Raw genomic sequence first — 22,059 nt, forward strand, 5'->3', positions numbered from 1 at the left:
GTGATCAGGCTACGGCCTGTTCCGGCTCGTCCACACGGGTCGATTGACCTTCGATCAGCAGCGGTTCGTCTACGCGGGTCGCTTGACCTTCGATGAAGGCTACTTGGGTCGACTCACCATCGATGAAGTCATCCGAGTTTTCCTTGTCTGCGGCTTCGGCTGCCTTAAGCTTGGCCATCAAGTCCTGCAGCAGGGTCTGGTTCTCGGCGCTCAGTTGTTTGAACTGGGGGTCGGAGGTGATTTTCTTGGCAGCCTCGTAGAGGTCGCCACCATGCTTGGTCACGGCCTTTTTCAGCTGGGCGCCTTTACCGTGCTTGCCAGTGACGCGGGTCTTGCCCTCTTTTGAAGCGCGGAACAGCATCGCTGCCAACTCTGCGACGGCCTTCTCGGGGCCGTATTTGTGCAGCAACTCGATAGCCAGGGTGGCCGTGATCTTGTTGAAGATCACCGCATTGCGGATCTCGAACGGGCTGCTCACCAGCATGATCAGGTTGGTGGTGTGAGGCACGCTCAAGTTCATCTTCTTGGCGATCATCGGGATCTCCCAATTGAAGCGCAGCAGGCGTTTGCAGTTCAGGCCCACTTCGTATGGGGTGAACGGCTTACCGGTGTTGCTCTGGTGCAGCTTCACGATCAGCTCTTCAATCGTGGTCGCACGGTCTTCGGTCACTGCTGGAATGGTCTTCAGCGGGGCACCACGGGAAATGGCACGCAAGCTGGCCTTGGTACGGCAGTGACCACCGGTGATGTACTTGACGTCCACCTCTACACCGTCCACCACCTCCCTGATCACCATGATGGTCACAGGCTGGTCGATGTAGAAGCCGTTCTCGATAATCGACACGGTCAAGGCTTCGATGTGTGCCTCAAGATCCGGCGTATCCAGGCGGGTGTTGAAGTCCTCAAGGAACTTCACAGTAAGCGGGTCTACCTGCCACAGGTCACGGCTTTTGACACCGGCCATACTGGCCTTGACGCTGCCGTGGTTGAAGATTTTGGTGAATTGCTCCAGGCCATTCACGGTTTCTTCGGTGACCGGTTTCAGAGCCCCGGCGCTGGCCAGGAGGCCCTCAAGGCCATAGGTCTTGGGCTCGGTTGCGGTCTTCAGTTCAGTGGCGGTCATTTGCGGCGTCCTACATGGTGGGTGTAGGGGTAAGTTTACTCCTAGAGATTAACTTGTCAATTGTTGTTTATCGTTTGGAGTAAACATTTCGATTAATTCAGGCCTTTCGAGCGACCGGCTCCAGGCTTGGGTGAAAACTGAAGGCACCCTTGTATTCGCCCAGAGACGACATAACTTGCTGAGAGTAGGCCGGATCGGCCTCCATCACCTGAATGACCTGCAGGTTGAAGTGCGCTGGGTCTTTGAGCCCAACCTTGTCGTGGAATACGGCGAGGGCAATCGCTGCCTGCTTGGCTGCTTCAAAGTCGCCGGGCACCATAACTTTGTAGGTGCCGGCGATCTGCAAGTCTTCACAGTTCAGGCGGCTGCGGGGCACCGTGGTCTCAACGTTTACGTAAACCTCGGCCAGCTTGGGGCTCTCCTGAGCCAAGCGATCCTCGGCGATGCGCTTGCGCAGGGCATGGAACTGCTCGCGTAGCCCGGCTTCTACGCGTTCGGCGTAGTGGTCATTCGAGTTCATAGGATCGAACGAGCCTGTATCCCGTGGGAAGCCGTAGATGGTTTCCATGTCGCCCAGGTATTTTGGATCAACACACATAGGCTGATCGCCACACAGGGCGAAGGCTTCATTGATAATGGCCGCGTTTTCCAGATGGATTTCCGTGTCGCCTTGGCTGTTGTCCCAGGTCATGGCTTTGACCAGGCGGGTCAGAATGTCGAATGCCAGAGCGCCTTGCAGTGCGGTGGGGGTGTTTTTCATGGTGTTTTGCCCTTAAAAATGGAGACCAGGCCCGAATTGGTCACGGGCCTGGCTTTAAAATGGGTGGCCGACCGGGTAGTGCGTCAATTTACAACCTTCGTTTCAGAAGGGAAGGTGTGCGTCCCACTGGGGGTCGAATGGTCGCGGTTGATTCGTGGCCTTCGCGGCCTCGATCAGAAGGGGAAGATGTTCACGACCCAGGCGGAAGTCGCCTTCGCCGCTTTTGTCCAGGGCTTGAATCAACTGGCTAAGCAGGTCGTAATGCCTGTCAGCTGGGTTTTCGTCGGGCTTTACCGTGCTGAAATCACCGTGCAGGGCCAGCACGCGGTCATCCGTGCCATCTTCTTCGTCAGCAACCGGGTAGATGCCGTAATAAAGGGCGTTCAGCTCCTGAATATCCACGTCACCGGTTTCAAACCGTTGCCCGACACCCTCGTTCAACCAGGCGGAATAGCCTACGCGGCCCACGGCAGCGCTGAAGTCCAGCTGATTGGCGATCTGTGCGGCCTGCACCGGGCCTTTCGCGACGATCTCATTGACCGCTACGCGAACAGTGAGGAACACGTCGACCTTGAAGCGTTTGAGTTCGTTATCAGATTGGCGCATCGGTGCAGCTCCATTTTATCGCGTGAATTAAAGGCCGAACTTCTGGAAATTCCAGTCGAAATCGCTGTTGATGCCCTGGAAAGTTTCAAAGAGTTGTTCAAACGTAAGGAGCACGGTGGGTGCTTCCTCGGTCAAGCTGAACACTTCAAATTTGTGCAGCGGATGATCCAGCTCAGCAACGTATTCGTCGCTGTCTTCGTCCGGGGTCAGGCTATCAATGCCGACTTGCTTGGGCAGAAAGCATTCCCGTTCGTAAAGCTTGGTCGCGATGACTTGCAGGGCCTCAGGAGAGGCTTGTCCGGCGACGACGATGGTGCCTTCCGTCCCAAAGTTGCGAGCGCAGTGATAGGTGTACTCAATCTTGGTATTGAGCGGGCCCTGATGCTCGGTGGCGGCGTCTTGATTGAACGTAAAAGGCAAAGGCATATGGCTCATCCGATGTGTCCTACGCAGAAATTGCAGCAGCAGTCAGGCTTGCAAAAGCTCTGGATGAAGGTCAGGGGCTTACCGTCCATGGACAGGTTGCCGATGGTACGACCGCCGTCCAGTTTCTCAACCCATTCTTCGTGGGAATTCCCACCCTGGGTGATAATATGACGGCCTTCGCCAAGAGATTTGACCAGCTCGTACCCAGCCTGGGCGAGGGTTACACGTCTACGCATGGTGTCAATTCCTGCTACTTCAGTTGGTGTTTAGAGTATACTCGCAACACACAACTGAAGCAACATATACAATCAATTGACAGCTTTTTTTGCTTAACTGGTGACTACGATCAAATGCTCTTGGGCGTACTGATTGGCCTCGGCTTTGGTCTTGAACCTGGTTCCATAAGTGACTTGGCCGCTTTCTGACTTCAAGACCCAGCACAGAGAGGTGTCTCGCTGTAACTTGGCCACGATGACCCCATCAGGACTGCCTTCAACTCGGGTTTTCACGTGTTTGCGCAGCTCCACAGGAAGATCATTCCAGCGGATTTTCTTACCAAGGCCTTGGCGGTGGGCATCGCACTCACCGAACTGGCTGACACCCATGTTCGGGGACGTTGGGTTTTCATTGAAGCCCAGGTACGGCACGGTGCGGCCCATGCGCTCTTCCCACAGTGGCCAGCCGAAACAGACGGTGTACCGGTCATTAACCTTTTCGCCGGAATCGTGAATGCTCAGCACATAAGCGGGTGCGTCTTCCATCCAGCGAGCGGAGGCGCGTTTTGGGCGGTAGGTGCTCATGTCGATCTCCTTCAGGCTGCGTAGGATGCAAGCGGCAGGGTAGGGTTTGGTGTGCGGCCTTCCGGCAGAATCAATTCAAGTGCGTTTCCGAAATCTTGAAGGTCGTTCAAGTCGCCTTCGTGATTCATGCCTCCCATCCAGTTCCACTTACCTGTGTGCGGATTAAGCCGCGAATATGAATAGTCTCCAAAATAGCCTTTAGCGCGATCAACATCTTCAAAGCGGCACATCAGGGAATCGTCCCGAACCGAAATAGATAGGGCTCCAAGGGTGGTTTCCACGCTGTACATGTAAAAACCAGTCTTGTGGAGCTGAGCACCGGCGTTACGCAAGATGATGAGCGCCGCGTTCCGATAGGTGCTGGTTTGCTTGATTGTGCGGTTGCGCATGACGGTTCCTAAAGGAGAATTGATTGGCTAGCCATGCGGCTTATTGGATATCGGCGGAAAGTTCTTTATCAGCCGTCTGCAGATCTTCTTCGGTGAGCGGGCGTTGAGAAGGGACGAAGCTATCACTGTCCAATCGGTCGAGGTCAAAAGCGTCTGCATCAGCGTTAAGAACGTCGATCACGCTCCGGCCTTCCTGAATGTGCTGCAGGGCGGTTTCTTCGTCAACGTTGAACTCGTTTGCGTCCAACCCGTAATGCTTAACCGCCATGGCATCGGCCAGTGCAACAAAGCGTTTTGGGGACTGGGTATGCAATTGACTCATGATGACCACCTCTGGCTAAAGGGGTGGAACTGACCACCCCGGCTGATGTTGTGAGTATAGTCATAACGTGCCGGAGGGTCAAAACAATTATGATGAATTGACATCAAATTATCAGCTCTGGTTTTCCTCGGGCTGACGCGGCTCGCGGTGAAACAAAATACCCTGGGCGTCCAGCGCGGCCATAACTTCGTCCAGCATCTGCTGACGGCCTTGGGCGATCAGGTCAGCCTGGGGGCTGCCAGTTACCGACTCTAGGGGCAAAACGGCGGGGAGGGTGACCTTCATAGAGTTGACCGGGTACTTTGGCCGAGCGGTCATCATGGCGCGATAGACCCTTTCGGCTAGCTGTATCCGTTGAACGTCATTGGGATCGACCGGGCCGAAGTGTTCAATGGCGTTCAGGCCTGCGCGCTTCATTTTGGCGTCGATGTGATGCATGTACGGTGCATTCCAGACGTTTTCGATAATCGTGCTGCTTTGATCAGCGAGGTGCCCCAGGTTCTCCACCAGCTTGTACGCGTTGTCCTGCAGCGCTCCAATGGAGTCACGCAGCAATTGCTCGGCTTTGATTTTTACCGCTTCTTCAAAGCTGTCCAGGCGGGCACGTTGAACCCGCTGCAACAGCATCCTGCCGCTGAATTCAGAAATCATCGCCTCGAATGTCGCGTGGGTGATGCGAACATCGTTGACGTGAATAGTGACCTGCATCCTCTCAGGGTTAAATCCTGGGTCGTCGGTCAACTGGTCTAATTCAAGTTTAGGTGTGTAACTGAGCAGGATGTGGGTAAACCAATCACCTTGACTGCCGTCGGCATTGCGCATGTCGTTGAACTTCAGCGTCTCGAACGGCAATTCTTGGTCAGCACTCACGCTGCGTTCAACGAAATTCTTGTTTTGAGGCATTTTCAGTCCCTTGGGTGTTATGGGTGGATTATTGGTGATAGCAGACGCTGCCGCTGTCGCTCATCAGTGCACGGAAGTGGGTGAGGGGCCTGCCGCACTCCGGGCAACCCGGCGCGGTTTCCAACGTGATGCCGTCGGCTGGCACCAGATAGGTCTCGCGCTTACGGCCCAGGGCCTCGCGGCGCACCTGAACCACCAGCTTTTTCTTGATAAGAGCCTTCAGCTCGGGCGAGCGCTTAATGATCGCGCACCATTTGTTGTTGACCAGCATGCCGAGCCCGCCGACGCGGGAGCGGTAGCGGATGATCGCCATGGCCAGGTTACGCAGCTGGGGGTTGCTGAGAGCTGTCATGGCCACCTCGAAAGTTAGTTTGCCTTGGTGTGTTGGATCATCGCCTGGTACATCAAGTAAACCGGAGGATTGGGGTCATCAAGCAGGGCCAGTTCATCCTTCGTCAAGTCGGCCAGATCGAATTCAGGGTCGTTCTTTCGCATATGACGCAACATGGTTACGTCGAACATCAAGGCCAGCATGTCTGAACCGGCCTTTTCCATGCCTTCTGACACGGGTTGTGCAAAGGGTTCCGGTGCGACAGCGTCCATGGCCATGAACATCAGCACAACGCTGGACTCCGTCCGGCCAAAGTACTGGCTGATTTCTGGCGGGGCTTCGTCCTTCTTCATGCTTCCGCCAAGACCATTCATGGTTTCGGCCACGCCTGCGGTGATAAGGTTTCCTGCGGCCAGGTCGCCGGCTTCGCACATAGCCGGGGTAATGATCAGCTTCGCAGGATCTGGCAATTCAGTCGAAATATTAGCGCTCACGCCACCACCTCACGGTTTTTTCGCTTTCGTTGTACGGTTCCGGCTCGAAACCGCGTTTGCGGATGTAGGCCTCGGCGGCCTCTTTGTTGCCAAACCGCAGGCTTTGTGGACAATCCGTCCGCCAGTGCCGGCCATCGTGGTACTCGATGCGGTACAGGTAGCCATCGCCGTAATCCCGGTTGAGCCCAATGAAATTCCGGGCCCGCCAACGGGTGTATTGTTTCCACCAAAGTTCCATACAAGTCGATCCTATTGACTGATGTTGTACAGGTTGCCTCGGATCGAGACCATGTGGCTTCGAGCCCCGCGCTTGCGGGAACCCTGGCCGATGATGACGTTGTACGAAACGGTAGCCAGGTTAGCCTCAACCATTTCAGTCAGGCGCTTTCGAGCGGTGCTGATCGAAATGCCCTGTTGTGTTGCGTAGGCCGCTGCGGTGGTTGCCATCATCGATTTCCTTATTATTTGCGGACGAGCTGCATGGGCACTTCGAAAGAAGCCTTCGGCGACCATTCATTGTCGTAGAAACGCATGAAGGCCTTCCCGCCCTCCAGCTCGATGGCGGCCAGGTGGGCGTTGCAGAAGTCTCGGAACAGACCCGAGCGGGCGGCATCGAAGGTGACATTCAACCGCACGTCGGCATGCATATCAGCCTCAACGACCATAACGCGGTGGTTGAGGATGAAAGTCACAGAATCGCCCTGGTGACCGCCAATGCGGTAGTAGTCGAAGGGGCCAGATTCCTTGTCGGACTCCCGATACCGTAGGTGGCTGGCCGAGTTATTGAAGGTTAGGACGTAGCGAACGCCAGTGCGCATCAGCTCGCTCTGTTGGCTCATGACTTGCTCCCGATAACCGACACTTCACCCATGACGATCATGATGATTGGCTTCTCGCTGCCGATGCTGTGGTGGTCGATGAAATCCTGAGGGTTGCTGAACACGGCAGCGCGATCAGACTTAGCCTTGATCAACTCGGGGTTCATCGGAACCTTGCAACGATTTGCCATGTGGATCGCACGACCGGCGCACTGCGGGGCCTGGTCAGCCTGTTCCTGCCAGTCATCCTGTTCATAGTCGACGTGCAAGTGGCAGGGCATGCGCAACTCAGCCTCGCTTTGCTGCAGGAATTCCACAGGGCTGCTCGCGCCCAACCAGCCGCGTGGGCTGTCAACGCGCCAAGGGCAGGCTTTGCAGGCGGTGCTGAGTTCTTTGCACATGTTTCTGATCCTTGTTACAGATGAGCGTGTTTATCGGCGAAGGCGATCAATGCGGAATGGAGGGCGGCGATAAAAGGCGCATCCCCCTCGACCCCTTCGAACTCGCGGGCCAGTTGCCGGGCGGCGCTGCTTGGCTTCAACTGACTTGAGCAAATGCCAATAGCGTCCGCATCGGCAGCACAGTTACGGGTGAAGACTACGCAGACAGCCGACTCACCCATCTGGCGAACGGTGAACTGACCGTCAGGAGCGCGGCTGCTGTCGTCATAGACGGCCTGGATTTGTGGAACCAATGCCGAAATCGATTCTTGAGAGTCCACACCGACAGCCAAAACGTAGGTTCGACCACTGTCGATAAAGTTCAAGGTGCTGTAGTGCGCACGTTCTTTCTCGGTGTAGGTGAAGATTCTGTTGTCAGTCGGCATGAGCATGTTCCTCGTTGGAATGTTGTCACTATAGTCATAATAAACTTGCGTGTAAACCCCTAGCGTTATACAATTCTCCTACATTAAGTCACATGCAAAAGGGCGAACCTCATGACTAACAAGGCCACTGAAAGCCGCGAATACTTTGAGTTCAGCAAGGTGACCTGTGCGCCTTTGCGTAAAACAGCCCTGCTGATTGCCGGGGCGGCTGCGTTCATGCTCCTGGCTGGCTATCTAGAGAACGACCCTGTGAGCAGCGCCTTCGGTAACACGCTGATCGTGGTCTCCTACTTCACGTTGCAGATCTGGTGCGACCTGTCGAACATCAATTTCAAGAACACCCCGCGTCTCAAGACCCTCCTGTCTGTCCTGTCCTTTAGCCTGTCGGTTATCGGTCTGGTGGTTGTGGCTCTGGTGATGAAGTCGGGCCGCATCTATAACCACATCTTGTGGCTCATCAACTGAGAAAGAGGTTTCCAGCATGGTCAGTATTTCGTTCAAAGAAATGTACGGTGCCTATTCAAGCCTGCTGAGGGACAACCTAGGCAAGGGCCTAAAGCTCTACGGCAATGAGATCGTCGCTCTCGATCTCGATAAGGATGAGGTAATTACCTTGACCTTGACTGAAGACGGTAGGGATTACGTATACATTGGCAGTCTGGATCCGCGTAGCTGGCAAGATGACGAAGACGCGGCCAAGGTGATCGCCAATCCAACCTTCGTTGACGTGAGCCACCTCGACTTCAGACGCGGCGACTGATCTCCCGCTCTCGGTAAGCAAGATGCCCGGCAAGCCGGGCATTTTTGTGTCTTCGGTCAGCGCCGATACCAATGGGATGGTCACCCCTCTTGATGAAGGGGGAGATCGACCATCCCGAAGGGCTATTTATCGAATCATGTGCGGCAGGCACCGTCCGCTGTCGCGATCCAGGCTTTCGTCGAACTCGCGAATGCACAGGGCCGACGCATAGGCTGGGTGATCGGTGGTTTGGCCACGATACCCGGAAGCCATCCAGACACCCAGGGTGAAGACCGTGCCAGGCTCTAAGGATCCAGCAGGGCAATACGCCTGGTGCACCTGCGGCATGTCGCGCAAGTCACCCTCGGTTCTATGCATCAGGCTGCTGGCCTCATAGAACTCGATATTCTGAGCTCCATAGCCCTGGGCGGGTTTGGACACAAACGGCAGGCCGTGCTTCAGGAAATGATTCGGGGTCAGGTGGGTAGGAATCATAGGCACATGTAGCCAGCGGCGCCGATAATCCTCATCAGTTTCCAGCAAGTGGGTCACGTAGGCCATAAGGCCCTTATGGGACATGAACCAACGCCAGGCCGGCTCGATGAACGCCACGTTATCCGCCCAGGACTTCCATTGCTGGAAGGCTTCAGGGCTAGCCTCGACGATCTCGTCCCATGGGAGGTCAAGGTAGATGACGTCTAGCGGCAATTCTTGCGTACCGTGCTCGTTCTCGACGGTCAACATCCAGGGCTTGGTCGGGTTCATCAGCTCAAAGTAGGGGCCTTGAGACAGATCGCGCAGGTGCGTTTCCGCGTGTGCGCCGAACAACTGAGAGACCAGCTCGGCATTGGTGAGATCTTCCGGGTAAGCCAGGTTAGCGACCACGGCCACGCGACGCCCATGCTGCAGGTTGTAAGCGGCCAGTGCATTCGTTGTCAATTGAGACCAATCGTTTAACTGAGCCTGGTTTGAACCGGTTACTTGCTGCACCAGATCGTTCTGCAGACTGGTCGACTCGAACAGCAGGCCGGTGACGGCGCCGTTGAACTCGTAGATACCGGTGACACGGTCGGTGTCCGGGTCAAACCCCATGTCGAAACGTCCGCTGAGGGATTGGCCGATCATCCCACGGGACTTGAAGGTGTGGTGGGCATAGTGGATGAAGTACCGGCCATGCTCACGGATCAGCGGGCTGTCGAAGTACTCGCAAATGTCCCAGGGCTTGTAAAACAGCTGATCCAGCGCTTCGATCATCATCTGATAGGAGTCGTTGGCCTGCGCCTGCACCTGTTCGACCGCGTGTTGCGGAATCGAGTAGAAGGGCAGCGCGTCCTGATTGTTCAACTGGAACGCGTACTGCCCCTGCAGGGCGCTGATATCGATGATCTGCTTAACGGTGGGCAGCTTGTCACCGACAAGCTGATTAAGGTCAAACCGGACACGGTGGTCTTGCTTGATCATCGGCGACGGCTCCCGCTGCTCGAAGACGTCTTGAAGGCCGGGGCCTTGTAGGGCTGGGCTTTCGGAGCTTGGTAAGCCTGGGTCTTCGGAGCCTGGTAGGCCGGGGCCTTGTACGCAGGCGCCGGGGCGGCTTTGTAAGCAGGTTCGATACGGGTGCTGATCTTCGCCGGCTGATAACTGGTCGTCGCGTTCTGGCGACTGTAGTCATTGCCGGAAGGCGCTGCCTGGCGGGTCGGCGCGTAATACTGCGAAATCTTCTGCTGATCGGAAGCGACTGCGGTCGACGGTGACGCCACATTCACAGTGCGCTGAACCACGGCGGCAGGTTTTGGCTGGTTGAAGCTGTTGCGGTCGTTGTTGTAGCTGCTACGGTCGTTCGTGTAGCTGTTGTACGCCTGCTTGGGCTGCGCCTGGTTCTGATAGCGATTGCGGTAGCTGTCGTAGGCACGATTGCGTTCGGCACGCTCGTCATCACGGCTGTAGAACGATTGGGCGCGGGCCGGTGGGTTGTAAGAAGCGTAATTGGAGACGCCACCACTGGAGGCCATCTTGGCAATTACCGCACCAGCGGCCATACCGCCGAGCAACGGCCACACTGTGCTGCTGAGCGATGAGGCACTGGCGCCGTTGGTTTCTTCGCGAACGACGTTAAGCACACGCTCGCCTTTTTCATCGACACCGTAGTACGCGTCTTTGACAGTCGGGTCGATGGCCTGGAGTTTGGCCAGCTCATTGCGCAGGTCGTCGTTTTCCGCTCGAAGCTGACTGACTTCCTGGCTTTGAATAGCCGGTTCCTCAGACTCCATGGTGGTCGATATGTCGGCCACAGGTTTAGGCGGAGGGGTGGAGTTGTCGCACGCGGCCAGCAGCATGGACGCCGTTGTCAGAAACAGAACGGAACGCTTCATTCGCAAACACCTTGCAGTTGAGTTGGGGAGTGGAAATATAACAACAATTGTTGCTGGCAATACAGTTAGTTTATTCGGCACCGTCATCGAGTGACTTCGGTGCCGCAGGTCTTAGTTGCTCTTCGTAGCCAGACATTCTGAGGCGTGATAACCACTTTGCGTGAACTTTTCCCACGCATGATTCAGATCAGAGGCGAAGATCAGGATCGGCTGACTGATGGTGAAAAAAGTAAAACGCTTCATGGCAGGCCCCTTAGAAATGCATGTCAGAAAGCTTTTTTACGATGCGCTGCTGACGTGCTACGCGGCCAACCTGAATCGCCGAGAGGAAATTCTGGAAGTCAGCGCGGGTCAGGTGGTTATCAACCGGGGTTTCCAGGCTGGTCGAAGGCTGCTTGACGAGGGCCGGATAGGTCGGCTGCATCCGCTTTGGCGCAGACATGGTCGGCTTGGAAGCGAGGGTGGACGTGGACTTCAGAAGTGCGTGCATGGGGGTCTCCAATCGGTATGTTGCGAGTATACCGCAAATAAATTCGACTTCAATATGCCATCAGTCGGATTCAGGGGCGTTGGAGAAAAAAGATACTAAATTGACACCATGAGCTACAGAACGGCCACTTGCTCTCAGGCTTCTGCACTCTCTATGATGACTCTATCAATTGATCCGCATTCGGAGAAAACCCATGAGCAACAACAACAAACCCGCTGAAACCGCACAAGCCCAGGCAGTCCAAGCCAAGCCGCTGATGGATTGGGATACGGAGGATAGTGCCACCGACGACTTCCTCGGCGACGTCCAGGGTCAGGAAATGCCTAAGGCGTGCTCCATTTTGGAGCCAAATTGTGAGGCTTGTCAGTGACAGCACTAAGTTCTTGATTTTCAGGGACTTTCTGTAAAAAAGCCCGCCGAGTGCGGGCTTTTTTTTGTTGCCCGCTTCGGACGGTATGGCAATTTACTATTTTCTTTCGAATATGCTTGTGTACGGCACAAAGCCGTACCATCATATGCAAACGAATCGCATGTAATGACAAATTGGGGAATGCCGATGGAGAAGCACAAGCTGACGGTGAAGTTGCCGCAAGACACCATGACACTGATGATTGAAATGGCTGATGACAGCGGAGTCACCAAAACCGAAGTCTTGCGTCAAACCGTGGCCCTACAGCACCGCCTGCGCAAAGAGCTTCAAGGTGGTAAACAGATCCTGATTCACGACCCGATCACGGGCCAAAACAAAGAACTCATTATCCTGTAGAGGGTGTCGCCATGGGTTTGCTTTACACCGATGAGGTGCCAACCATTCCAGGCTTTTACTTCCAGCGTCAACGCGGTGGGGTGAGAGTCATCGAGCTGCCTTACTGTGGCCAATGGCCCAGGCACTGGCGCGACAAAAAGCAAGACGGCATCAATGCCGTAGAAGACGAGCACACGCGGGCTGCTGCACAAGCACTGCCTGATTCGTCGTGGATCACTGAGTGGGCCGGGCCCATCGATCACCCGGAGAACTGAAGCAAATGACCACGAATATAAGTGCAAAGGGAAGGGCGACAATGGGCGGCAGTGTCCACGTCGACACCACTTCGGAACAGGAGCGCCTGGAGGTATTGAATTTCCGTATCAGCCTGTACAAGGTGGCTGAAATGGTGATGAATCTGGGGGCTTTTATCCTGGCCATGGGCGGCCTGATCTCGTTCATGAGTGGTCTGGGCGGCGCCATTCTCCTCATTGGGCTCATCGGGCTGTTGCTGATCGTGACCGGCTACTTCACCCGATTGACCAGGCGCATGGCGGAGAGCGAGGTGGAGGCGATTAAAATAGCCATTGATAAGGTGACGGGCTTCTGCCTGTGCGGACTATAAAAAACGCCCCTTTACGGGGCGTTTTGTTTTACAAACTCCAGGCCTTCGCGCTCACCGCTGGCTGTGTAGTCACGATGGAACGTTCGACCAATAGCCCGCTCCGACACGTTTTTGCGGAACTCGCCCATTTTATCGGCACGATTTTCAGGCGGTGCGTCCACACGGGTCATCCAGAAACCTAGATTTTCCTCCCAGGAATCGCAGTAATACCGGTGACCATCCCAAAATTTGAAGATGCGGCCAATCGTTTCATGGTCGGGGTGTGTGTACGGGGTGGCGATCTCAGGTTCACGGCTCACGATTGGGCGCTCCCTTGATTCAGGCGATCCTTGAAGCTGGGCGCCTTGGCCATGACATTCAGGCAGGCCTGGCACGTCACCTTTGAGGGCTGGTCGGTGAATTGGGTGGCCTTTACCTTGCGGCCACAGCGGACAACGATTTTCCCGAGCATGCCCAGGCGGCTCCACATGTGAATTGTCACTGATCCTGCTCCTTTATCGACTGGCATCCGAGGGCACCACATTGGCATTGGCAGCGGTGTTGCGATTCCTCTCTCTTCTCCTTGAGAGAGCGGCAGCGAGAGCAGTCACTGTGGCCAAAGCTTACTTTTCCGCCACAGCTGCAATTGGCCTGGAGCGCTGACTGCGTCTGCCGGTACTTGCGCAGCTGGTAGTGATGCTTGCACAAGCCGTGGGGATGCCCGGCACTCTCAGTACGAATGCAATTGGGGTTCTTGCACAGGCGGGCGTAGCCCCATTTGTTCGCATGGAATTTAGTGTCGCAATGAGGACACTTAGACCAGTGTCCTTTCACGGCTCCACCGCAACCTCCGCAGAGGACATTGCGGTCTTCTGCCTCGGCGGGGTTGATGAACGCATTCACGGTTTTATCTCTCATAGCTCGGCGATATCTTCGTTGATGAAGTAGGAAATGCTGTCAGGAGGACTCTGTCTGATCACTTTCGCCTTCATTTCTGGGGTGAAAGGTGCCGTGACTTCAATGTAATTGCCAAACTCGGCACCTTTCTCAACAAACATAATATTCGTTTTGGCTTTTCGCTTGATCTTTTTCAGGTCAACGGTTTCGTTGAGTACGGCGTAGCAGATGCTCAGCAGCCACAACTCATTGGTTGGTTTTGGGAACAACTCAGGGTGACTGTTCTTAAAACCCTGCTCCACAAATCCTTTGGCCACATCGGCGATGATATCAGCGGGGATATAAAAATCTTCACCGGCACCGTAGGGCAGGTGGTAGACGGTTCCTACTTTCTTCCCAGCGAGCTTGATGGTGTCGGTGGAACCGCCTTCATGGTCATGCTTTCTGGTGACAGCAAAGCCAACCTTCTTGGCCATATGCAGGGTCGGAAAGAGGGTGCTCGACATGATGGTTGAACCTATCTTGGTGGGGTGTTATGAGTATACCTCAAACACATGATAATGGTAGTAAATTGACATTATTTTTGGGATCATTTTTGCCTGAATAAAGCAGCTTGCGGGGTGATCAGCAGGGAGTGAACACCGAAGGGGAGATTCGTTCCTCTGGGTGAATAACCCAGCTAAGCTTGTCAGAATCATTGCAGCCACCATTGGAGAAACATATGAGCCACTTGAATCAAATGACGGACAACGAATTGATCGCCCAAGCGCTGAGCATGTGGGCCAACTATATTGAGACTCGCGACGTGAATCTCTGCGCCCAGGATTTGCAGAACATGAAAAAGCCGGTCAAGGCGCTCGATGAGGCGCAGATGGAGTCCGTGCTGCGCCTTCGTAAGCTGTCGCGTGTGATGAAGCCGTGAGACCTCGCTGATTTTCATTTGGCAAGTATTGACACCTTGGCAACAGCGGCGTAGATTGGAAACCACAGCGAGACATAAACCACCTCGCTGGCGAGTTTTGAGATACGTGCCCGTAGCTCAGCTGGATAGAGCATCCGCCTTCTAAGCGGATGGTCGCTGGTTCGAGTCCAGCCGGGTGCGCCAAGAAACACGATTCACTGACCGTAAGCAGTGTGTATTCGTGAGTCTCAGTGGCGGGGCAGAATGGGGGTTCAAATCCACTTCTGAGATTCACGAATACAGCAACACCGGTTTCGTGGACGTCCGTAGGGTGTCTGCACAAAGCACGCTAGCTGTCTCTGTGGTGGGGGTGCTGTCGTACCCTGGGGCTGGTTCGCCGGTTTCAGGACTTGCGGGTATAGTTTAATGGTAGAACCTCAGCCTTCCAAGCTGATGATGCGGGTTCGATTCCCGCTACCCGCTCCAAATTCTGATACACGTTGGGATAGCTCAGCTGGATAGAGCGGTTGCCTCCTAAGCGACAGGCCGCGAGTTCGAATCTCGCTCCTAACACCAGTTTCCTGTACCGATTTTGCTGCACGCTCTGATGTATTTCCCTGATGTAACTTTTCTACAACCCCGCCAGTCATCTGGCGGGGTCTTTTTTTGCCTTTATTTTGTGAGCAAACCCCATGCTGCCGTTGGCTATCCCCGTTATGACCCTGGTTTCTGTCGATCTGAAGTTCAGCAGCGGCAATCTACCGCTCGCGGTTGCTCAGATCGCCCATGCGAAGCATCCGCTGTACTTCAACACCCATAACCTGCGCGAGATCCGTAAGGGCCTGAAGTCACGCCAGGTGCGTGTCGAAGGGAAAATTATTGTCAATTCTCGAAAGCGCCGCATTGCCGCTTGATGGTAATTTGCTATATATTGACGCCATCTGGTTTATGCGTGAAGGCTAAAGATGACTACCGGCTTGAATGCGACTGTCCTCGCTGTGCTGCCCCAGCATCATTGGCTTCAATCGGCCCGGCTGATTGAAAACACATGGGAGGCTGTAGAGGCTGTCTGTGAGAATGTCGAGGACATTCTTGAGCCGGAGGATTTTGAAGGCGAGCCGATGTGGTTTTCTGCCTGTGTCCCGATCCAATGGGAAAAGCCTTCTCCGGGGAAGCGTGAAACACCGGAAGAATGGAATGAGCGCCTGGGCAGCCTGCGTTCAATGCCTCCCCAGGATATAGCTCCCATCATCCTGTTCATGGATGCTGCCGGTGAGCTTAAGATTGTTGATGGTTATCACCGCATCGCTCTATCCATCGAGCGGGGGTGTGGTTCCATATCAGCGTTGATTCGTTATTGTCAGGTGGAGTCCAAGAAATGCCGATGAGCAAAAAGGAACGTGACTACGTCGACCAGCTAGAAGCCCGGTTGGCCCTGAGGCACACGGCGCCGGTCGATCACGATATTGACCCTGAAACCGTCGGCGACAAGGAAACGTTCGGCTTTTCCCGTGGGCATGTGCGCGTTGAATGGTTTCGTCCAAACAGGGCGGTCACCACGAGGTCAGGTCACGGATCGAGTGGCATTGGCAGTGAGAAGCCTCCAAGGGTGTCTTCTCAAAAGGGCATTCGGCTGCACTCGACTCGTCGGGACGCCTTGCGACACATGCGTTACGAGCTGGAGCAGCAGGCCGCTGCCGCCTTGCGAGCCATTGATCTGGAAATTCTCAAGGAAGATGAGAACCCAACCGATCCTTGTCATGTGGAGCTACCCCAATGGCGATGAGCAAAGCGGAAAAAGAATACGTGGAGCAGCTGGAAATCCAGCTGGCTTTGCAGCACACCGGGGCTATTGCACCTGATTTAAGACCGCTGAAGCTGGAAACCGGCAATAACCTTTATGGGTTCAAGCAAGGAAACGCATCGGTTAACTGGAATCGCCCCCTGAAGGCCGTGACCAACCGCTCATTCCATGGAACGTTCAGCGAAGGTAACACCAGGCCGCTAAGGCCTGATACGCAGGGTGCATGCGCTTTGTATTCGTCTCGGCTCGATGCCCTGCGCCAGACACGCTACAACCTTGAGCAGAGTGCTGCGGCAGCCCTGCGCCAAATCGATCTTGAAATCGCCGAAGAACTGGCCAAACCAACCCCTAGACCCACCGGAGCGTAACCCGTGCACCCATTTATTCTGTTGACTGCCCGCCATGCCTGGAACACCTTGCTGTTCCGTTTTGACCACAAATCCTTGGCCGAATATCCGCGCCAGGGCCTGTCGCTGCTGGTCGTCGTGGTGTTTCTGATGGATTGCCTGCTGGGCACCTTCAGCGCCTACCCGTTCCTCGGTGTGTTCAGCGGGGCGATCATGGGCGTCCTCGACGTTGTCGGCCTGCTGCTTTTTCTTAAGTTCAAGGGGCATGCTCACGCCGTCGCCTTTGCCAGCGTTATCCTGGCTGGCCAGCTCGCGGCTCTGGTCTTGAGCTTCATGCACCTGACCAGCCTGACGGTGATCGCCAGCATCTGGATACTGGCGGTAGTGATCAACCTGGGTCGCGCACCCGCCAGCCAGACAGCCTGACGGTGGGGCCGGCCCCATGGCCAGCTCCAACCATTGATCAAGCGTCAAAGAGAGGCCAGGAAACTGGCCTTTTGTTCGTCTGAACCTTCGTCCATTAGGTGGCCGGGGCTCAACCAGCCAGCGTCTCGGGCATGCGCAAACGGCATGGCCACCACTTGAATCAGGTTGTTCAAGGCTGGCTTATCAGCCTCATGGATCACCTGCAGCTCATCCTCTCCAGCCTGGAACACCTCCCCATCAGCAGCCTTGACGAAGAAATAGGGAAGGGCTTCATCGTCATAGTCCTCGTTGCGCTCGATCACGGCGCCCACCAGCGTCACAGGGCCGTTTAAGTGCCTGGTGCAGTCCATGACTGAGTTAAAGCGAATCTCAAGCGCCTGAGCGGCTTCAAGGGCGTTCAGCAGTGGGGCTTTCCAGTCGGTCATCGCGGTGTCTCCAATAGGTGAGACCTCACTTTATGAGAGTTATTCCCATCTCCGCAAGCATCTCATTTGGACGCGCCTCAAATAATCATTCCGGTGGTCAGAAACGAAAAACCCCGGCAGTTGCCGGGGCTGTTATACGTCGAAGAAACCTCTTACTGGCCGAACCGCCCGACCAATGCACCATCGCGTTCACGCACTTCAATGCAGAACAAGCCGCAGTTTCCAGGCGCGGGAACAGCGGAGTACGTCCAATCGCTGTCGCCCATCTGAAGCTCGCCGGCCATACGCTCAGCTTCTGCTTTGAGATAACGGCCACCTTGTGTGCTGATCAGTGCGCTCATGTCTTTTTGCTCCCGCTTAAGTCAGAGGTTTTTTGTTTGGATCAAGGCTTCTGACGGCCTTCAGCCTTCGTTTCTCGTTCCCATGAGCCATTCGGGCCAATCCTCGAAAGAAGGATTTTCGACGTCGCCTTCCAGCACCGCGACCATGAGCCACTTCCCTTGTCCTTTTCGAGCCATGCGCAGATCCTTGATCGCCGTCGCTTGGCTAAGGATGATATTTTCCGGTCGACCTGCCCACTGATCGCCAGCCGGGGTCTGCACTTGATAGCCGACGATCCCACCTGTTGAGAGTTGAGCCCGTCGGTTCCATTCAATGACTGCTTGAATGTCATCGGTGCCGGGAGGGCCTTCTGCACCACAGTCACACACCACGAAATTACTCTCGATGCCGTTGTTTGACAGGTTCGAGTCACAGTCGCCGCAGAATGGGCAGGCCTTCACGGCCTTGTACTCAGCGACCAGTGACTTGTAAATCGCTTCGAGCCCTGCCCGGTAGCTGGTCACGTCATCCGTATCCTGAGCCTCATAGGCGTTCAACGTATCAAGCCAGGTAAAGAACTCGTCGAAGTCGCCAAAACCGAGCAGTAGTACACGGCCTTCATGCTCGCCTTCTTCTTCAACCTTATCTTTGATGACCTGGCGGAATTGCTCAAAAGTCGGCGTCTGACACATTGGATCGGCAGGGGAGCACGCAGCGTCGTACTCGGCCTTGAAGGCGTTCTCTGCTGAATTGATCTCGGTCATTCCGTATTACCCTAGAGATTAATTTGTCTTGGCGGAGTATAGCATTCCACTTTTGTTTAGACTATAGTCAAAACACAAAATAATGAGTCGAGAGGGAAGTGCGATGGTCAGTCCAACTGGGGCCGAAAATGTAAAGGTTGGCAACCGAATTCAGGTATGGCCAGGTGATGATGACCACACGCCAGGAGTCGCTGTGATTACCGAGATTACAGAGTCTGAATCAGGCCTGAAATTTAAGGTTGATCGTGACAGCGTGCCATTTGAATTTAGTGTGCTTCGGGGCTCGGGCCTAAACGTAGTTTCGTAACGCTTCGGGCAAACGCCAAAACACCCGGCAATTATTTCAAAATGATGGAGTAGGACATGTCGACAGCAAAAATCAGTGCAAGCCCGCAAGATCTTTCAAATGTCTCGCTGCTTCTTCAGGGCCTAGCGGTCGCCGGGTGGGCTCCTTTTGAAGTGATGCGCAGCGGATATTGGGAGACAGCGACAACCGCTCAGGCTGTCACTGAAAAACTCCAAGCAAGTGATTCTGCAACCATACGGATGTTGAGAGACGGCTATAAAACGGCAGTCATGCTGTTTCAGTGGGGCCAGCCTTACGAGAAACTGGTCGCCGACACATCAAAGTCTTATGACTTCCATCTGGCGGTCAAAGAGGCATTGAACAACCCTGCCCAAGCGACAGCCAAGAAACCTGCTGACACGTTCCAGATGAAAAACGGCGCAGGCGATATCTATGAGGCCACCCGCCAGACCGGCACTGAGTGGCTGATCACGTTCCCTGAGGGTGATCGCCGCTTTGACGGCACCCTGGTTGAGGTCAAAGGCTTCATCAAGAAGTTGATGGTGGACATGGCGAAAGGGGAGGCCGAAGAATTGGCCAAGGAAGCCGAAAGGAACGCTTAAGCGAGCAAGACTCATGCAAGCCCCTCACCTGGGGCTAAGGCAGCCCAAATTCCAGTATCACCCTAGAGATTAATTTATTTCTCTGGGGCGCTGGCATTACCCATGTATTGCCACTATACTCTAAACACAAAATGAGTGGAGACGGACACATGGCTTACGTAATCAAACGCACCTACGGCTCGAAAGGCCAGAATCAAGATTACCTCCACGCCTGGTGCGACCAGTGGGGCACCGCCTGCATGGGTTCGGTCAAGATGGCCATGGTGTTTGCGTCCAAAGAAGAAGCTGACGACGCTGCCGTCAAAGCGCAGCGTGAGTGCAAAGGTGCTGATGGCCGTCCTGCTGAAGGTTTCACGTTCACTGCCGTTCCGGCCAATGCCCTGCGCAACAAAGAGTTTCTGACCGCCGTCGACGATGAAACCAGGGCGGCGATACTCAAGAACATCGCCGACCATTACGGCAAAACTTCTGAGGAAATGTTGGAAGAGGTCATTGATGCAGACGCTGAAAGCCTGCTGGACTACATGCGCGAGCCGCTGCGCACCTCCACGTCGGTTCTGATGCGCAGCCACGGCCTGCGCGGCTGGTAAGGCTGATTCAGCAACGGGTGATGACCACCAGCGTCATCACCTTCGAACCTCTCATCGAATACAGGAAGGAACGCCTCATGAGCCAAGAATCCAAAGCAGCCACCACCACTTCCCAAGCCGGCCAAGCACCGATCAACGTTGGTCATATTTGGTGGCGAGCCCAAGACCAAGCTGAAGCCGAGACCTTGCAGGCTGATTTGCTGGCAAAAGGCGTGATTGAGGTCAGGCTGAGCGAGCCCGACGTGACCGGCATGCTCAACGTGTTCTTCTCCCTGGATCGCGACCACGCCAATGAAATCCTTGGCTATGAGGTCGGGGAAGAGGAGTGGTTGGACGAAGAATAAGCCCTGATTGGCTCATCCCCGCCGACTAAGCCCCTTCACTGGGGCATTTTCAGTAAAGGCACACCAACGGCAGGAGTAGGGCAAATGTTCAATTTTGACGTTTACATCGACATGGCCGGCAATACTCGCGCAAACCTGCCGAGCCATGTTGCGCATTATGCGGTGATGTTTACCGAATCTGGCGTCGTCGCGGTTGTTTCCGAGCATCAGACCACTGAACCTCTGCGCTCCGACATTTCGTTTCGTAACCAGGGGACTGGCGAGCTGGTCAACCGTACTTTCTAACCCAACTTGGTGGAGAACAGCATGCTCACTGATCTAACAGCCAAGCAGAAGCGAGAAGTCGTCACCGAGCAAGCCAGGGCGCTGGGCTACACGATTGATAGGATCGATCTGCGGTCATGTCTAGCACTGATGCGTAATGATGTAAAAATTGTGCGTGTCAGCTTCTGTAGGGTGTCTACCGGTCAGGAGCTTCGGGACGCGGTAGTGACTGCCCATAAGCACGGCTTCTCCTGGGGTGTCGCAATGCTGCGCCAGGTGAACAATAGCGCTGAAGGTTGATTGCCCTATATCTGAGGTCTTTCGCCCGTCGACGTATAACTCTAAAGGTTAATTTATTTCGCCTGGCCACTAGCGCTGGGCGTTTGTTTTGACTATAGTCATAACGCATCGGCAATTTACCTCATTCGTTTGCGGGGTTGCCAACTGAGCAAGCTGCAAAGGCCTTGCCAGTACCAGATCAGACTAAAAGAGTGCATAAGCATGAAAACAGCCATCAGCATCGAAAGCCGACTGACCTCTCGCTACGTCCAAGGCTATGCCCATTTGGACAATTGGGAACGAGTGTGCGATGCCCGCAAGTCCAAGTCTTACATGGTGGCTGCGCCGAGTGACGAAGAAGCGTCTGATGGTGGTTCCACTGCGCTACTGGTCGTGCTGACTCCTGCTGAATTGGATGCGGCAAAAAACACCTACCGCCGTGTGGCCGGTAATGGTCGCTTGAGCTTCACCCGCTGGATGAATCGTGCCATTGAGGAGTCGCTGTCCGGTGGTGGCTGTGGTCATGAATACGACTGCTGTGGCTGTGCAAGCTACTACGCCGACGCTCACCGAACTAAACCTCGGGAGTTCTCTGTAATCGTGAGACTGTCCTATAACTACTGACGGAATCGGCAGACCATCAACGAGGAGCCTCACCATGTGCGAACGTCAAATCTACCTTCTGGATCAGTGCTACTCGTTCCAGGCTGGGTTTCAGGACTGCCGGGGTGGTGAACACTTCGATAGCCGCAAAAACTCCGAATGGCAACGCGGCTGGAAGTGGGCCAACGTCAATCGCGGGTAATCACCACGCCAACCTCAAGCCCCTTAAATGGGGCTTTGTCAGTAAAGGCACGCCCACATCGGAGCAAGACGATATGAAAACTATTGGAAAGAAACCTCGCGAATGGTTCCCGCTGAAGTCTGATGCAGATGCTTATGTGGAAGCTCTCAATATGCTCGGTTACACCGACGCACAAGTCGAACACACAGATTCAGGCTGGTGGGCGATTCGCGGCGAACTGAGCCGCTAACCAACCCAC

46 protein-coding genes and 3 tRNA genes are annotated in these 22,059 nt (G+C 54.9%); 23 read left to right on the forward strand and 26 right to left on the reverse strand.

What is annotated here, in order from left to right; genetic code table 11:
* Nucleotides 1-4: 4 nt before the first annotated feature.
* The 16 genes from NQL71_RS33775 to NQL71_RS33850 all read right to left on the reverse strand — a co-directional run bounded on the left by NQL71_RS33775 (nucleotide 5) and on the right by NQL71_RS33850 (nucleotide 7,798).
* Nucleotides 5-1,123 carry a hypothetical protein gene (locus NQL71_RS33775; RefSeq protein WP_274643949.1) on the reverse strand — a complete coding sequence of 373 codons (1,119 nt, stop codon included), beginning with the start codon at nucleotides 1,121-1,123 and terminating at the stop codon, nucleotides 5-7.
* Nucleotides 1,124-1,220: 97 nt separating this feature from the next.
* Entirely contained in the window at nucleotides 1,221-1,883 is a 663-nt protein-coding gene (locus tag NQL71_RS33780; RefSeq protein WP_274643950.1) for a hypothetical protein, read from the reverse strand.
* A 102-nt stretch (nucleotides 1,884-1,985) separates the two neighbouring features.
* Nucleotides 1,986-2,489, reverse strand: a complete 504-nt coding sequence (locus NQL71_RS33785) for a hypothetical protein (RefSeq protein WP_274643951.1) — start codon at nucleotides 2,487-2,489, stop codon at nucleotides 1,986-1,988.
* 27 nt (nucleotides 2,490-2,516) lie between these two features.
* On the reverse strand, nucleotides 2,517-2,924 hold the full coding sequence (locus NQL71_RS33790; RefSeq protein WP_274643952.1) for a hypothetical protein: 408 nt from the start codon (nucleotides 2,922-2,924) through the stop codon (nucleotides 2,517-2,519).
* Nucleotides 2,921-3,151 (reverse strand): hypothetical protein, encoded by a 231-nt coding sequence (locus NQL71_RS33795; protein WP_274643953.1) that lies wholly within the window; start codon nucleotides 3,149-3,151, stop codon nucleotides 2,921-2,923. Before NQL71_RS33795 ends, NQL71_RS33790 begins: the two co-directional genes overlap by 4 nt.
* Before the next feature lie 93 nt (nucleotides 3,152-3,244).
* Entirely contained in the window at nucleotides 3,245-3,715 is a 471-nt protein-coding gene (locus NQL71_RS33800; RefSeq protein WP_274643954.1) for a hypothetical protein, read from the reverse strand.
* A gap of 11 nt (nucleotides 3,716-3,726) precedes the next feature.
* Nucleotides 3,727-4,104, reverse strand: a complete 378-nt coding sequence (locus NQL71_RS33805; protein ID WP_274643955.1) for a hypothetical protein — start codon at nucleotides 4,102-4,104, stop codon at nucleotides 3,727-3,729.
* 40 nt (nucleotides 4,105-4,144) lie between these two features.
* Entirely contained in the window at nucleotides 4,145-4,426 is a 282-nt protein-coding gene (locus NQL71_RS33810) for a TA system toxin CbtA family protein (RefSeq protein ID WP_274643956.1), read from the reverse strand.
* A 111-nt stretch (nucleotides 4,427-4,537) separates the two neighbouring features.
* Nucleotides 4,538-5,248: a hypothetical protein gene (locus NQL71_RS33815; protein WP_274643957.1), complete on the reverse strand. Its 711-nt coding sequence runs from the start codon at nucleotides 5,246-5,248 to the stop codon at nucleotides 4,538-4,540.
* Between the two features lie 109 nt (nucleotides 5,249-5,357).
* Nucleotides 5,358-5,681, reverse strand: a complete 324-nt coding sequence (locus NQL71_RS33820; RefSeq protein WP_274643958.1) for a hypothetical protein — start codon at nucleotides 5,679-5,681, stop codon at nucleotides 5,358-5,360.
* Between the two features lie 14 nt (nucleotides 5,682-5,695).
* Nucleotides 5,696-6,154, reverse strand: coding sequence for a hypothetical protein (locus tag NQL71_RS33825; RefSeq protein ID WP_274643959.1), 459 nt, complete (start codon nucleotides 6,152-6,154; stop codon nucleotides 5,696-5,698).
* The gene (locus NQL71_RS33830; RefSeq protein WP_274643960.1) at nucleotides 6,144-6,392 is read right to left on the reverse strand and encodes a hypothetical protein; all 249 of its coding nucleotides are present in this window, start codon (nucleotides 6,390-6,392) and stop codon (nucleotides 6,144-6,146) included. The genes NQL71_RS33825 and NQL71_RS33830 overlap by 11 nt, the downstream gene beginning before the upstream one ends.
* 11 nt (nucleotides 6,393-6,403) lie before the next feature.
* Nucleotides 6,404-6,601, reverse strand: coding sequence for a hypothetical protein (locus NQL71_RS33835; protein WP_274643961.1), 198 nt, complete (start codon nucleotides 6,599-6,601; stop codon nucleotides 6,404-6,406).
* 14 nt (nucleotides 6,602-6,615) lie between these two features.
* Nucleotides 6,616-6,993: a hypothetical protein gene (locus NQL71_RS33840; RefSeq protein ID WP_274643962.1), complete on the reverse strand. Its 378-nt coding sequence runs from the start codon at nucleotides 6,991-6,993 to the stop codon at nucleotides 6,616-6,618.
* Nucleotides 6,990-7,373 carry a hypothetical protein gene (locus NQL71_RS33845; protein ID WP_274643963.1) on the reverse strand — a complete coding sequence of 128 codons (384 nt, stop codon included), beginning with the start codon at nucleotides 7,371-7,373 and terminating at the stop codon, nucleotides 6,990-6,992. Before NQL71_RS33845 ends, NQL71_RS33840 begins: the two co-directional genes overlap by 4 nt.
* 14 nt (nucleotides 7,374-7,387) lie before the next feature.
* Nucleotides 7,388-7,798, reverse strand: a complete 411-nt coding sequence (locus tag NQL71_RS33850) for a hypothetical protein (RefSeq protein ID WP_274643964.1) — start codon at nucleotides 7,796-7,798, stop codon at nucleotides 7,388-7,390.
* A gap of 111 nt (nucleotides 7,799-7,909) precedes the next feature.
* Between NQL71_RS33850 and NQL71_RS33855 the strand changes: the two genes are divergently transcribed.
* Both NQL71_RS33855 and NQL71_RS33860 read left to right on the forward strand, forming a co-directional pair.
* Nucleotides 7,910-8,263: a hypothetical protein gene (locus NQL71_RS33855; protein ID WP_274643965.1), complete on the forward strand. Its 354-nt coding sequence runs from the start codon at nucleotides 7,910-7,912 to the stop codon at nucleotides 8,261-8,263.
* A gap of 16 nt (nucleotides 8,264-8,279) precedes the next feature.
* Nucleotides 8,280-8,558, forward strand: coding sequence for a hypothetical protein (locus NQL71_RS33860; protein ID WP_274643966.1), 279 nt, complete (start codon nucleotides 8,280-8,282; stop codon nucleotides 8,556-8,558).
* Nucleotides 8,559-8,684: 126 nt separating this feature from the next.
* Here NQL71_RS33860 and NQL71_RS33865 read toward each other — a convergent pair whose 3' ends face one another.
* From NQL71_RS33865 to NQL71_RS33880, 4 genes are all read right to left on the reverse strand, one after another.
* On the reverse strand, nucleotides 8,685-9,998 hold the full coding sequence (locus tag NQL71_RS33865) for a glutathionylspermidine synthase family protein (RefSeq protein WP_274643967.1): 1,314 nt from the start codon (nucleotides 9,996-9,998) through the stop codon (nucleotides 8,685-8,687).
* The gene (locus NQL71_RS33870) at nucleotides 9,995-10,906 is read right to left on the reverse strand and encodes a hypothetical protein (RefSeq protein ID WP_274643968.1); all 912 of its coding nucleotides are present in this window, start codon (nucleotides 10,904-10,906) and stop codon (nucleotides 9,995-9,997) included. Before NQL71_RS33870 ends, NQL71_RS33865 begins: the two co-directional genes overlap by 4 nt.
* A 111-nt stretch (nucleotides 10,907-11,017) precedes the next feature.
* The gene (locus NQL71_RS33875) at nucleotides 11,018-11,149 is read right to left on the reverse strand and encodes a hypothetical protein (RefSeq protein WP_274643969.1); all 132 of its coding nucleotides are present in this window, start codon (nucleotides 11,147-11,149) and stop codon (nucleotides 11,018-11,020) included.
* 10 nt (nucleotides 11,150-11,159) lie between these two features.
* A complete protein-coding gene (locus NQL71_RS33880) occupies nucleotides 11,160-11,396 on the reverse strand; it encodes a hypothetical protein (protein WP_274643970.1) in 237 nt (78 codons plus the stop codon).
* Between the two features lie 193 nt (nucleotides 11,397-11,589).
* Between NQL71_RS33880 and NQL71_RS33885 the strand changes: the two genes are divergently transcribed.
* The 4 genes from NQL71_RS33885 (at nucleotide 11,590) to NQL71_RS33900 (ending at nucleotide 12,766) form a co-directional block, all read left to right on the forward strand.
* Entirely contained in the window at nucleotides 11,590-11,766 is a 177-nt protein-coding gene (locus NQL71_RS33885) for a hypothetical protein (RefSeq protein ID WP_274643971.1), read from the forward strand.
* Between the two features lie 186 nt (nucleotides 11,767-11,952).
* On the forward strand, nucleotides 11,953-12,162 hold the full coding sequence (locus NQL71_RS33890) for a hypothetical protein (protein WP_274643972.1): 210 nt from the start codon (nucleotides 11,953-11,955) through the stop codon (nucleotides 12,160-12,162).
* Between the two features lie 11 nt (nucleotides 12,163-12,173).
* Nucleotides 12,174-12,416: a hypothetical protein gene (locus tag NQL71_RS33895; protein ID WP_274643973.1), complete on the forward strand. Its 243-nt coding sequence runs from the start codon at nucleotides 12,174-12,176 to the stop codon at nucleotides 12,414-12,416.
* Between the two features lie 41 nt (nucleotides 12,417-12,457).
* Complete coding sequence (locus NQL71_RS33900) at nucleotides 12,458-12,766, forward strand: hypothetical protein (protein WP_274643974.1); 309 nt, start codon at nucleotides 12,458-12,460, stop codon at nucleotides 12,764-12,766.
* 11 nt (nucleotides 12,767-12,777) lie between these two features.
* Here the strand turns inward: NQL71_RS33900 and NQL71_RS33905 are convergent, their stop codons facing one another.
* From NQL71_RS33905 to NQL71_RS33915, 3 genes are all read right to left on the reverse strand, one after another.
* A complete protein-coding gene (locus tag NQL71_RS33905) occupies nucleotides 12,778-13,065 on the reverse strand; it encodes a hypothetical protein (protein WP_274643975.1) in 288 nt (95 codons plus the stop codon).
* Nucleotides 13,062-13,247, reverse strand: a complete 186-nt coding sequence (locus NQL71_RS33910; protein ID WP_274643976.1) for a hypothetical protein — start codon at nucleotides 13,245-13,247, stop codon at nucleotides 13,062-13,064. The genes NQL71_RS33905 and NQL71_RS33910 overlap by 4 nt, the downstream gene beginning before the upstream one ends.
* Nucleotides 13,248-13,659: 412 nt before the next feature.
* Entirely contained in the window at nucleotides 13,660-14,148 is a 489-nt protein-coding gene (locus NQL71_RS33915; RefSeq protein WP_274643977.1) for a hypothetical protein, read from the reverse strand.
* 215 nt (nucleotides 14,149-14,363) lie between these two features.
* Here NQL71_RS33915 and NQL71_RS33920 point away from each other — a divergent pair, with 215 nt between their 5' ends.
* The 9 genes from NQL71_RS33920 (at nucleotide 14,364) to NQL71_RS33960 (ending at nucleotide 17,120) form a co-directional block, all read left to right on the forward strand.
* Nucleotides 14,364-14,564 carry a hypothetical protein gene (locus NQL71_RS33920; protein ID WP_274643978.1) on the forward strand — a complete coding sequence of 67 codons (201 nt, stop codon included), beginning with the start codon at nucleotides 14,364-14,366 and terminating at the stop codon, nucleotides 14,562-14,564.
* Between the two features lie 106 nt (nucleotides 14,565-14,670).
* Nucleotides 14,671-14,747 (forward strand) — tRNA-Arg (locus NQL71_RS33925).
* A 208-nt stretch (nucleotides 14,748-14,955) separates the two neighbouring features.
* Nucleotides 14,956-15,029 (forward strand) — tRNA-Gly (locus NQL71_RS33930).
* A gap of 13 nt (nucleotides 15,030-15,042) precedes the next feature.
* Nucleotides 15,043-15,119 (forward strand) — tRNA-Arg (locus tag NQL71_RS33935).
* Nucleotides 15,120-15,235: 116 nt separating this feature from the next.
* Entirely contained in the window at nucleotides 15,236-15,457 is a 222-nt protein-coding gene (locus NQL71_RS33940) for a hypothetical protein (RefSeq protein ID WP_274643979.1), read from the forward strand.
* 51 nt (nucleotides 15,458-15,508) lie between these two features.
* Nucleotides 15,509-15,931, forward strand: a complete 423-nt coding sequence (locus NQL71_RS33945; RefSeq protein ID WP_274643980.1) for a hypothetical protein — start codon at nucleotides 15,509-15,511, stop codon at nucleotides 15,929-15,931.
* A complete protein-coding gene (locus tag NQL71_RS33950; protein ID WP_274643981.1) occupies nucleotides 15,922-16,329 on the forward strand; it encodes a hypothetical protein in 408 nt (135 codons plus the stop codon). The genes NQL71_RS33945 and NQL71_RS33950 overlap by 10 nt, the downstream gene beginning before the upstream one ends.
* Nucleotides 16,320-16,715, forward strand: a complete 396-nt coding sequence (locus tag NQL71_RS33955; RefSeq protein ID WP_274643982.1) for a hypothetical protein — start codon at nucleotides 16,320-16,322, stop codon at nucleotides 16,713-16,715. The genes NQL71_RS33950 and NQL71_RS33955 overlap by 10 nt, the downstream gene beginning before the upstream one ends.
* Before the next feature lie 3 nt (nucleotides 16,716-16,718).
* Nucleotides 16,719-17,120 carry a hypothetical protein gene (locus tag NQL71_RS33960; protein ID WP_274643983.1) on the forward strand — a complete coding sequence of 134 codons (402 nt, stop codon included), beginning with the start codon at nucleotides 16,719-16,721 and terminating at the stop codon, nucleotides 17,118-17,120.
* A 44-nt stretch (nucleotides 17,121-17,164) separates the two neighbouring features.
* Here NQL71_RS33960 and NQL71_RS33965 read toward each other — a convergent pair whose 3' ends face one another.
* The 3 genes from NQL71_RS33965 to NQL71_RS33975 all read right to left on the reverse strand — a co-directional run bounded on the left by NQL71_RS33965 (nucleotide 17,165) and on the right by NQL71_RS33975 (nucleotide 18,630).
* Entirely contained in the window at nucleotides 17,165-17,545 is a 381-nt protein-coding gene (locus NQL71_RS33965; protein WP_274643984.1) for a hypothetical protein, read from the reverse strand.
* 152 nt (nucleotides 17,546-17,697) lie between these two features.
* Nucleotides 17,698-17,886 carry a hypothetical protein gene (locus NQL71_RS33970; RefSeq protein WP_274643985.1) on the reverse strand — a complete coding sequence of 63 codons (189 nt, stop codon included), beginning with the start codon at nucleotides 17,884-17,886 and terminating at the stop codon, nucleotides 17,698-17,700.
* Nucleotides 17,887-17,946: 60 nt separating this feature from the next.
* Complete coding sequence (locus NQL71_RS33975) at nucleotides 17,947-18,630, reverse strand: Lar family restriction alleviation protein (protein WP_274643986.1); 684 nt, start codon at nucleotides 18,628-18,630, stop codon at nucleotides 17,947-17,949.
* Nucleotides 18,631-18,993: 363 nt separating this feature from the next.
* Here NQL71_RS33975 and NQL71_RS33980 point away from each other — a divergent pair, with 363 nt between their 5' ends.
* The 8 genes from NQL71_RS33980 to NQL71_RS34015 all read left to right on the forward strand — a co-directional run bounded on the left by NQL71_RS33980 (nucleotide 18,994) and on the right by NQL71_RS34015 (nucleotide 22,050).
* Nucleotides 18,994-19,539, forward strand: a complete 546-nt coding sequence (locus tag NQL71_RS33980) for a hypothetical protein (RefSeq protein WP_274643987.1) — start codon at nucleotides 18,994-18,996, stop codon at nucleotides 19,537-19,539.
* A gap of 149 nt (nucleotides 19,540-19,688) precedes the next feature.
* Nucleotides 19,689-20,129, forward strand: a complete 441-nt coding sequence (locus tag NQL71_RS33985; protein ID WP_274643988.1) for a hypothetical protein — start codon at nucleotides 19,689-19,691, stop codon at nucleotides 20,127-20,129.
* A 20-nt stretch (nucleotides 20,130-20,149) separates the two neighbouring features.
* Complete coding sequence (locus NQL71_RS33990; RefSeq protein ID WP_274643989.1) at nucleotides 20,150-20,473, forward strand: hypothetical protein; 324 nt, start codon at nucleotides 20,150-20,152, stop codon at nucleotides 20,471-20,473.
* An 84-nt stretch (nucleotides 20,474-20,557) separates the two neighbouring features.
* A complete protein-coding gene (locus NQL71_RS33995; protein WP_274643990.1) occupies nucleotides 20,558-20,758 on the forward strand; it encodes a hypothetical protein in 201 nt (66 codons plus the stop codon).
* Between the two features lie 21 nt (nucleotides 20,759-20,779).
* Nucleotides 20,780-21,037, forward strand: a complete 258-nt coding sequence (locus NQL71_RS34000; protein WP_274643991.1) for a hypothetical protein — start codon at nucleotides 20,780-20,782, stop codon at nucleotides 21,035-21,037.
* 201 nt (nucleotides 21,038-21,238) lie between these two features.
* Nucleotides 21,239-21,640 carry a hypothetical protein gene (locus NQL71_RS34005; RefSeq protein ID WP_274643992.1) on the forward strand — a complete coding sequence of 134 codons (402 nt, stop codon included), beginning with the start codon at nucleotides 21,239-21,241 and terminating at the stop codon, nucleotides 21,638-21,640.
* A gap of 34 nt (nucleotides 21,641-21,674) precedes the next feature.
* A complete protein-coding gene (locus tag NQL71_RS34010) occupies nucleotides 21,675-21,821 on the forward strand; it encodes a hypothetical protein (protein ID WP_274643993.1) in 147 nt (48 codons plus the stop codon).
* 73 nt (nucleotides 21,822-21,894) lie between these two features.
* Nucleotides 21,895-22,050 (forward strand): hypothetical protein, encoded by a 156-nt coding sequence (locus tag NQL71_RS34015; RefSeq protein WP_274643994.1) that lies wholly within the window; start codon nucleotides 21,895-21,897, stop codon nucleotides 22,048-22,050.
* The last annotated feature ends 9 nt before the right edge of the window (nucleotides 22,051-22,059 follow it).

The sequence above is a fragment of the Pseudomonas serbica genome (assembly GCF_028823535.1).
Classification (GTDB): Bacteria; Pseudomonadota; Gammaproteobacteria; order Pseudomonadales; family Pseudomonadaceae; genus Aquipseudomonas; species Aquipseudomonas serbica.

Bases quoted from the DNA above. Each gene is read 5' to 3' on its own strand.
- NQL71_RS33775 (WP_274643949.1), bottom strand. From the start codon at position 1,123: ATGACCGCCACTGAACTGAAGACCGCAACCGAGCCCAAGACCTATGGC.
- NQL71_RS33780 (WP_274643950.1), bottom strand. From the start codon at position 1,883: ATGAAAAACACCCCCACCGCACTGCAAGGCGCTCTGGCATTCGACATT.
- NQL71_RS33785 (WP_274643951.1), bottom strand. From the start codon at position 2,489: ATGCGCCAATCTGATAACGAACTCAAACGCTTCAAGGTCGACGTGTTC.
- NQL71_RS33790 (WP_274643952.1), bottom strand. From the start codon at position 2,924: ATGAGCCATATGCCTTTGCCTTTTACGTTCAATCAAGACGCCGCCACC.
- NQL71_RS33795 (WP_274643953.1), bottom strand. From the start codon at position 3,151: ATGCGTAGACGTGTAACCCTCGCCCAGGCTGGGTACGAGCTGGTCAAA.
- NQL71_RS33800 (WP_274643954.1), bottom strand. From the start codon at position 3,715: ATGAGCACCTACCGCCCAAAACGCGCCTCCGCTCGCTGGATGGAAGAC.
- NQL71_RS33805 (WP_274643955.1), bottom strand. From the start codon at position 4,104: ATGCGCAACCGCACAATCAAGCAAACCAGCACCTATCGGAACGCGGCG.
- NQL71_RS33810 (WP_274643956.1), bottom strand. From the start codon at position 4,426: ATGAGTCAATTGCATACCCAGTCCCCAAAACGCTTTGTTGCACTGGCC.
- NQL71_RS33815 (WP_274643957.1), bottom strand. From the start codon at position 5,248: ATGCGCAATGCCGACGGCAGTCAAGGTGATTGGTTTACCCACATCCTG.
- NQL71_RS33820 (WP_274643958.1), bottom strand. From the start codon at position 5,681: ATGACAGCTCTCAGCAACCCCCAGCTGCGTAACCTGGCCATGGCGATC.
- NQL71_RS33830 (WP_274643960.1), bottom strand. From the start codon at position 6,392: ATGGAACTTTGGTGGAAACAATACACCCGTTGGCGGGCCCGGAATTTC.
- NQL71_RS33835 (WP_274643961.1), bottom strand. From the start codon at position 6,601: ATGGCAACCACCGCAGCGGCCTACGCAACACAACAGGGCATTTCGATC.
- NQL71_RS33840 (WP_274643962.1), bottom strand. From the start codon at position 6,993: ATGAGCCAACAGAGCGAGCTGATGCGCACTGGCGTTCGCTACGTCCTA.
- NQL71_RS33845 (WP_274643963.1), bottom strand. From the start codon at position 7,373: ATGTGCAAAGAACTCAGCACCGCCTGCAAAGCCTGCCCTTGGCGCGTT.
- NQL71_RS33850 (WP_274643964.1), bottom strand. From the start codon at position 7,798: ATGCCGACTGACAACAGAATCTTCACCTACACCGAGAAAGAACGTGCG.
- NQL71_RS33855 (WP_274643965.1), top strand. From the start codon at position 7,910: ATGACTAACAAGGCCACTGAAAGCCGCGAATACTTTGAGTTCAGCAAG.
- NQL71_RS33860 (WP_274643966.1), top strand. From the start codon at position 8,280: ATGGTCAGTATTTCGTTCAAAGAAATGTACGGTGCCTATTCAAGCCTG.
- NQL71_RS33865 (WP_274643967.1), bottom strand. From the start codon at position 9,998: ATGATCAAGCAAGACCACCGTGTCCGGTTTGACCTTAATCAGCTTGTC.
- NQL71_RS33870 (WP_274643968.1), bottom strand. From the start codon at position 10,906: ATGAAGCGTTCCGTTCTGTTTCTGACAACGGCGTCCATGCTGCTGGCC.
- NQL71_RS33875 (WP_274643969.1), bottom strand. From the start codon at position 11,149: ATGAAGCGTTTTACTTTTTTCACCATCAGTCAGCCGATCCTGATCTTC.
- NQL71_RS33880 (WP_274643970.1), bottom strand. From the start codon at position 11,396: ATGCACGCACTTCTGAAGTCCACGTCCACCCTCGCTTCCAAGCCGACC.
- NQL71_RS33885 (WP_274643971.1), top strand. From the start codon at position 11,590: ATGAGCAACAACAACAAACCCGCTGAAACCGCACAAGCCCAGGCAGTC.
- NQL71_RS33890 (WP_274643972.1), top strand. From the start codon at position 11,953: ATGGAGAAGCACAAGCTGACGGTGAAGTTGCCGCAAGACACCATGACA.
- NQL71_RS33895 (WP_274643973.1), top strand. From the start codon at position 12,174: ATGGGTTTGCTTTACACCGATGAGGTGCCAACCATTCCAGGCTTTTAC.
- NQL71_RS33900 (WP_274643974.1), top strand. From the start codon at position 12,458: ATGGGCGGCAGTGTCCACGTCGACACCACTTCGGAACAGGAGCGCCTG.
- NQL71_RS33915 (WP_274643977.1), bottom strand. From the start codon at position 14,148: ATGTCGAGCACCCTCTTTCCGACCCTGCATATGGCCAAGAAGGTTGGC.
- NQL71_RS33920 (WP_274643978.1), top strand. From the start codon at position 14,364: ATGAGCCACTTGAATCAAATGACGGACAACGAATTGATCGCCCAAGCG.
- NQL71_RS33940 (WP_274643979.1), top strand. From the start codon at position 15,236: ATGCTGCCGTTGGCTATCCCCGTTATGACCCTGGTTTCTGTCGATCTG.
- NQL71_RS33945 (WP_274643980.1), top strand. From the start codon at position 15,509: ATGACTACCGGCTTGAATGCGACTGTCCTCGCTGTGCTGCCCCAGCAT.
- NQL71_RS33950 (WP_274643981.1), top strand. From the start codon at position 15,922: ATGCCGATGAGCAAAAAGGAACGTGACTACGTCGACCAGCTAGAAGCC.
- NQL71_RS33955 (WP_274643982.1), top strand. From the start codon at position 16,320: ATGGCGATGAGCAAAGCGGAAAAAGAATACGTGGAGCAGCTGGAAATC.
- NQL71_RS33965 (WP_274643984.1), bottom strand. From the start codon at position 17,545: ATGACCGACTGGAAAGCCCCACTGCTGAACGCCCTTGAAGCCGCTCAG.
- NQL71_RS33970 (WP_274643985.1), bottom strand. From the start codon at position 17,886: ATGAGCGCACTGATCAGCACACAAGGTGGCCGTTATCTCAAAGCAGAA.
- NQL71_RS33975 (WP_274643986.1), bottom strand. From the start codon at position 18,630: ATGACCGAGATCAATTCAGCAGAGAACGCCTTCAAGGCCGAGTACGAC.
- NQL71_RS33980 (WP_274643987.1), top strand. From the start codon at position 18,994: ATGTCGACAGCAAAAATCAGTGCAAGCCCGCAAGATCTTTCAAATGTC.
- NQL71_RS33985 (WP_274643988.1), top strand. From the start codon at position 19,689: ATGGCTTACGTAATCAAACGCACCTACGGCTCGAAAGGCCAGAATCAA.
- NQL71_RS33990 (WP_274643989.1), top strand. From the start codon at position 20,150: ATGACCACCAGCGTCATCACCTTCGAACCTCTCATCGAATACAGGAAG.
- NQL71_RS33995 (WP_274643990.1), top strand. From the start codon at position 20,558: ATGTTCAATTTTGACGTTTACATCGACATGGCCGGCAATACTCGCGCA.
- NQL71_RS34000 (WP_274643991.1), top strand. From the start codon at position 20,780: ATGCTCACTGATCTAACAGCCAAGCAGAAGCGAGAAGTCGTCACCGAG.
- NQL71_RS34005 (WP_274643992.1), top strand. From the start codon at position 21,239: ATGAAAACAGCCATCAGCATCGAAAGCCGACTGACCTCTCGCTACGTC.
- NQL71_RS34010 (WP_274643993.1), top strand. From the start codon at position 21,675: ATGTGCGAACGTCAAATCTACCTTCTGGATCAGTGCTACTCGTTCCAG.
- NQL71_RS34015 (WP_274643994.1), top strand. From the start codon at position 21,895: ATGAAAACTATTGGAAAGAAACCTCGCGAATGGTTCCCGCTGAAGTCT.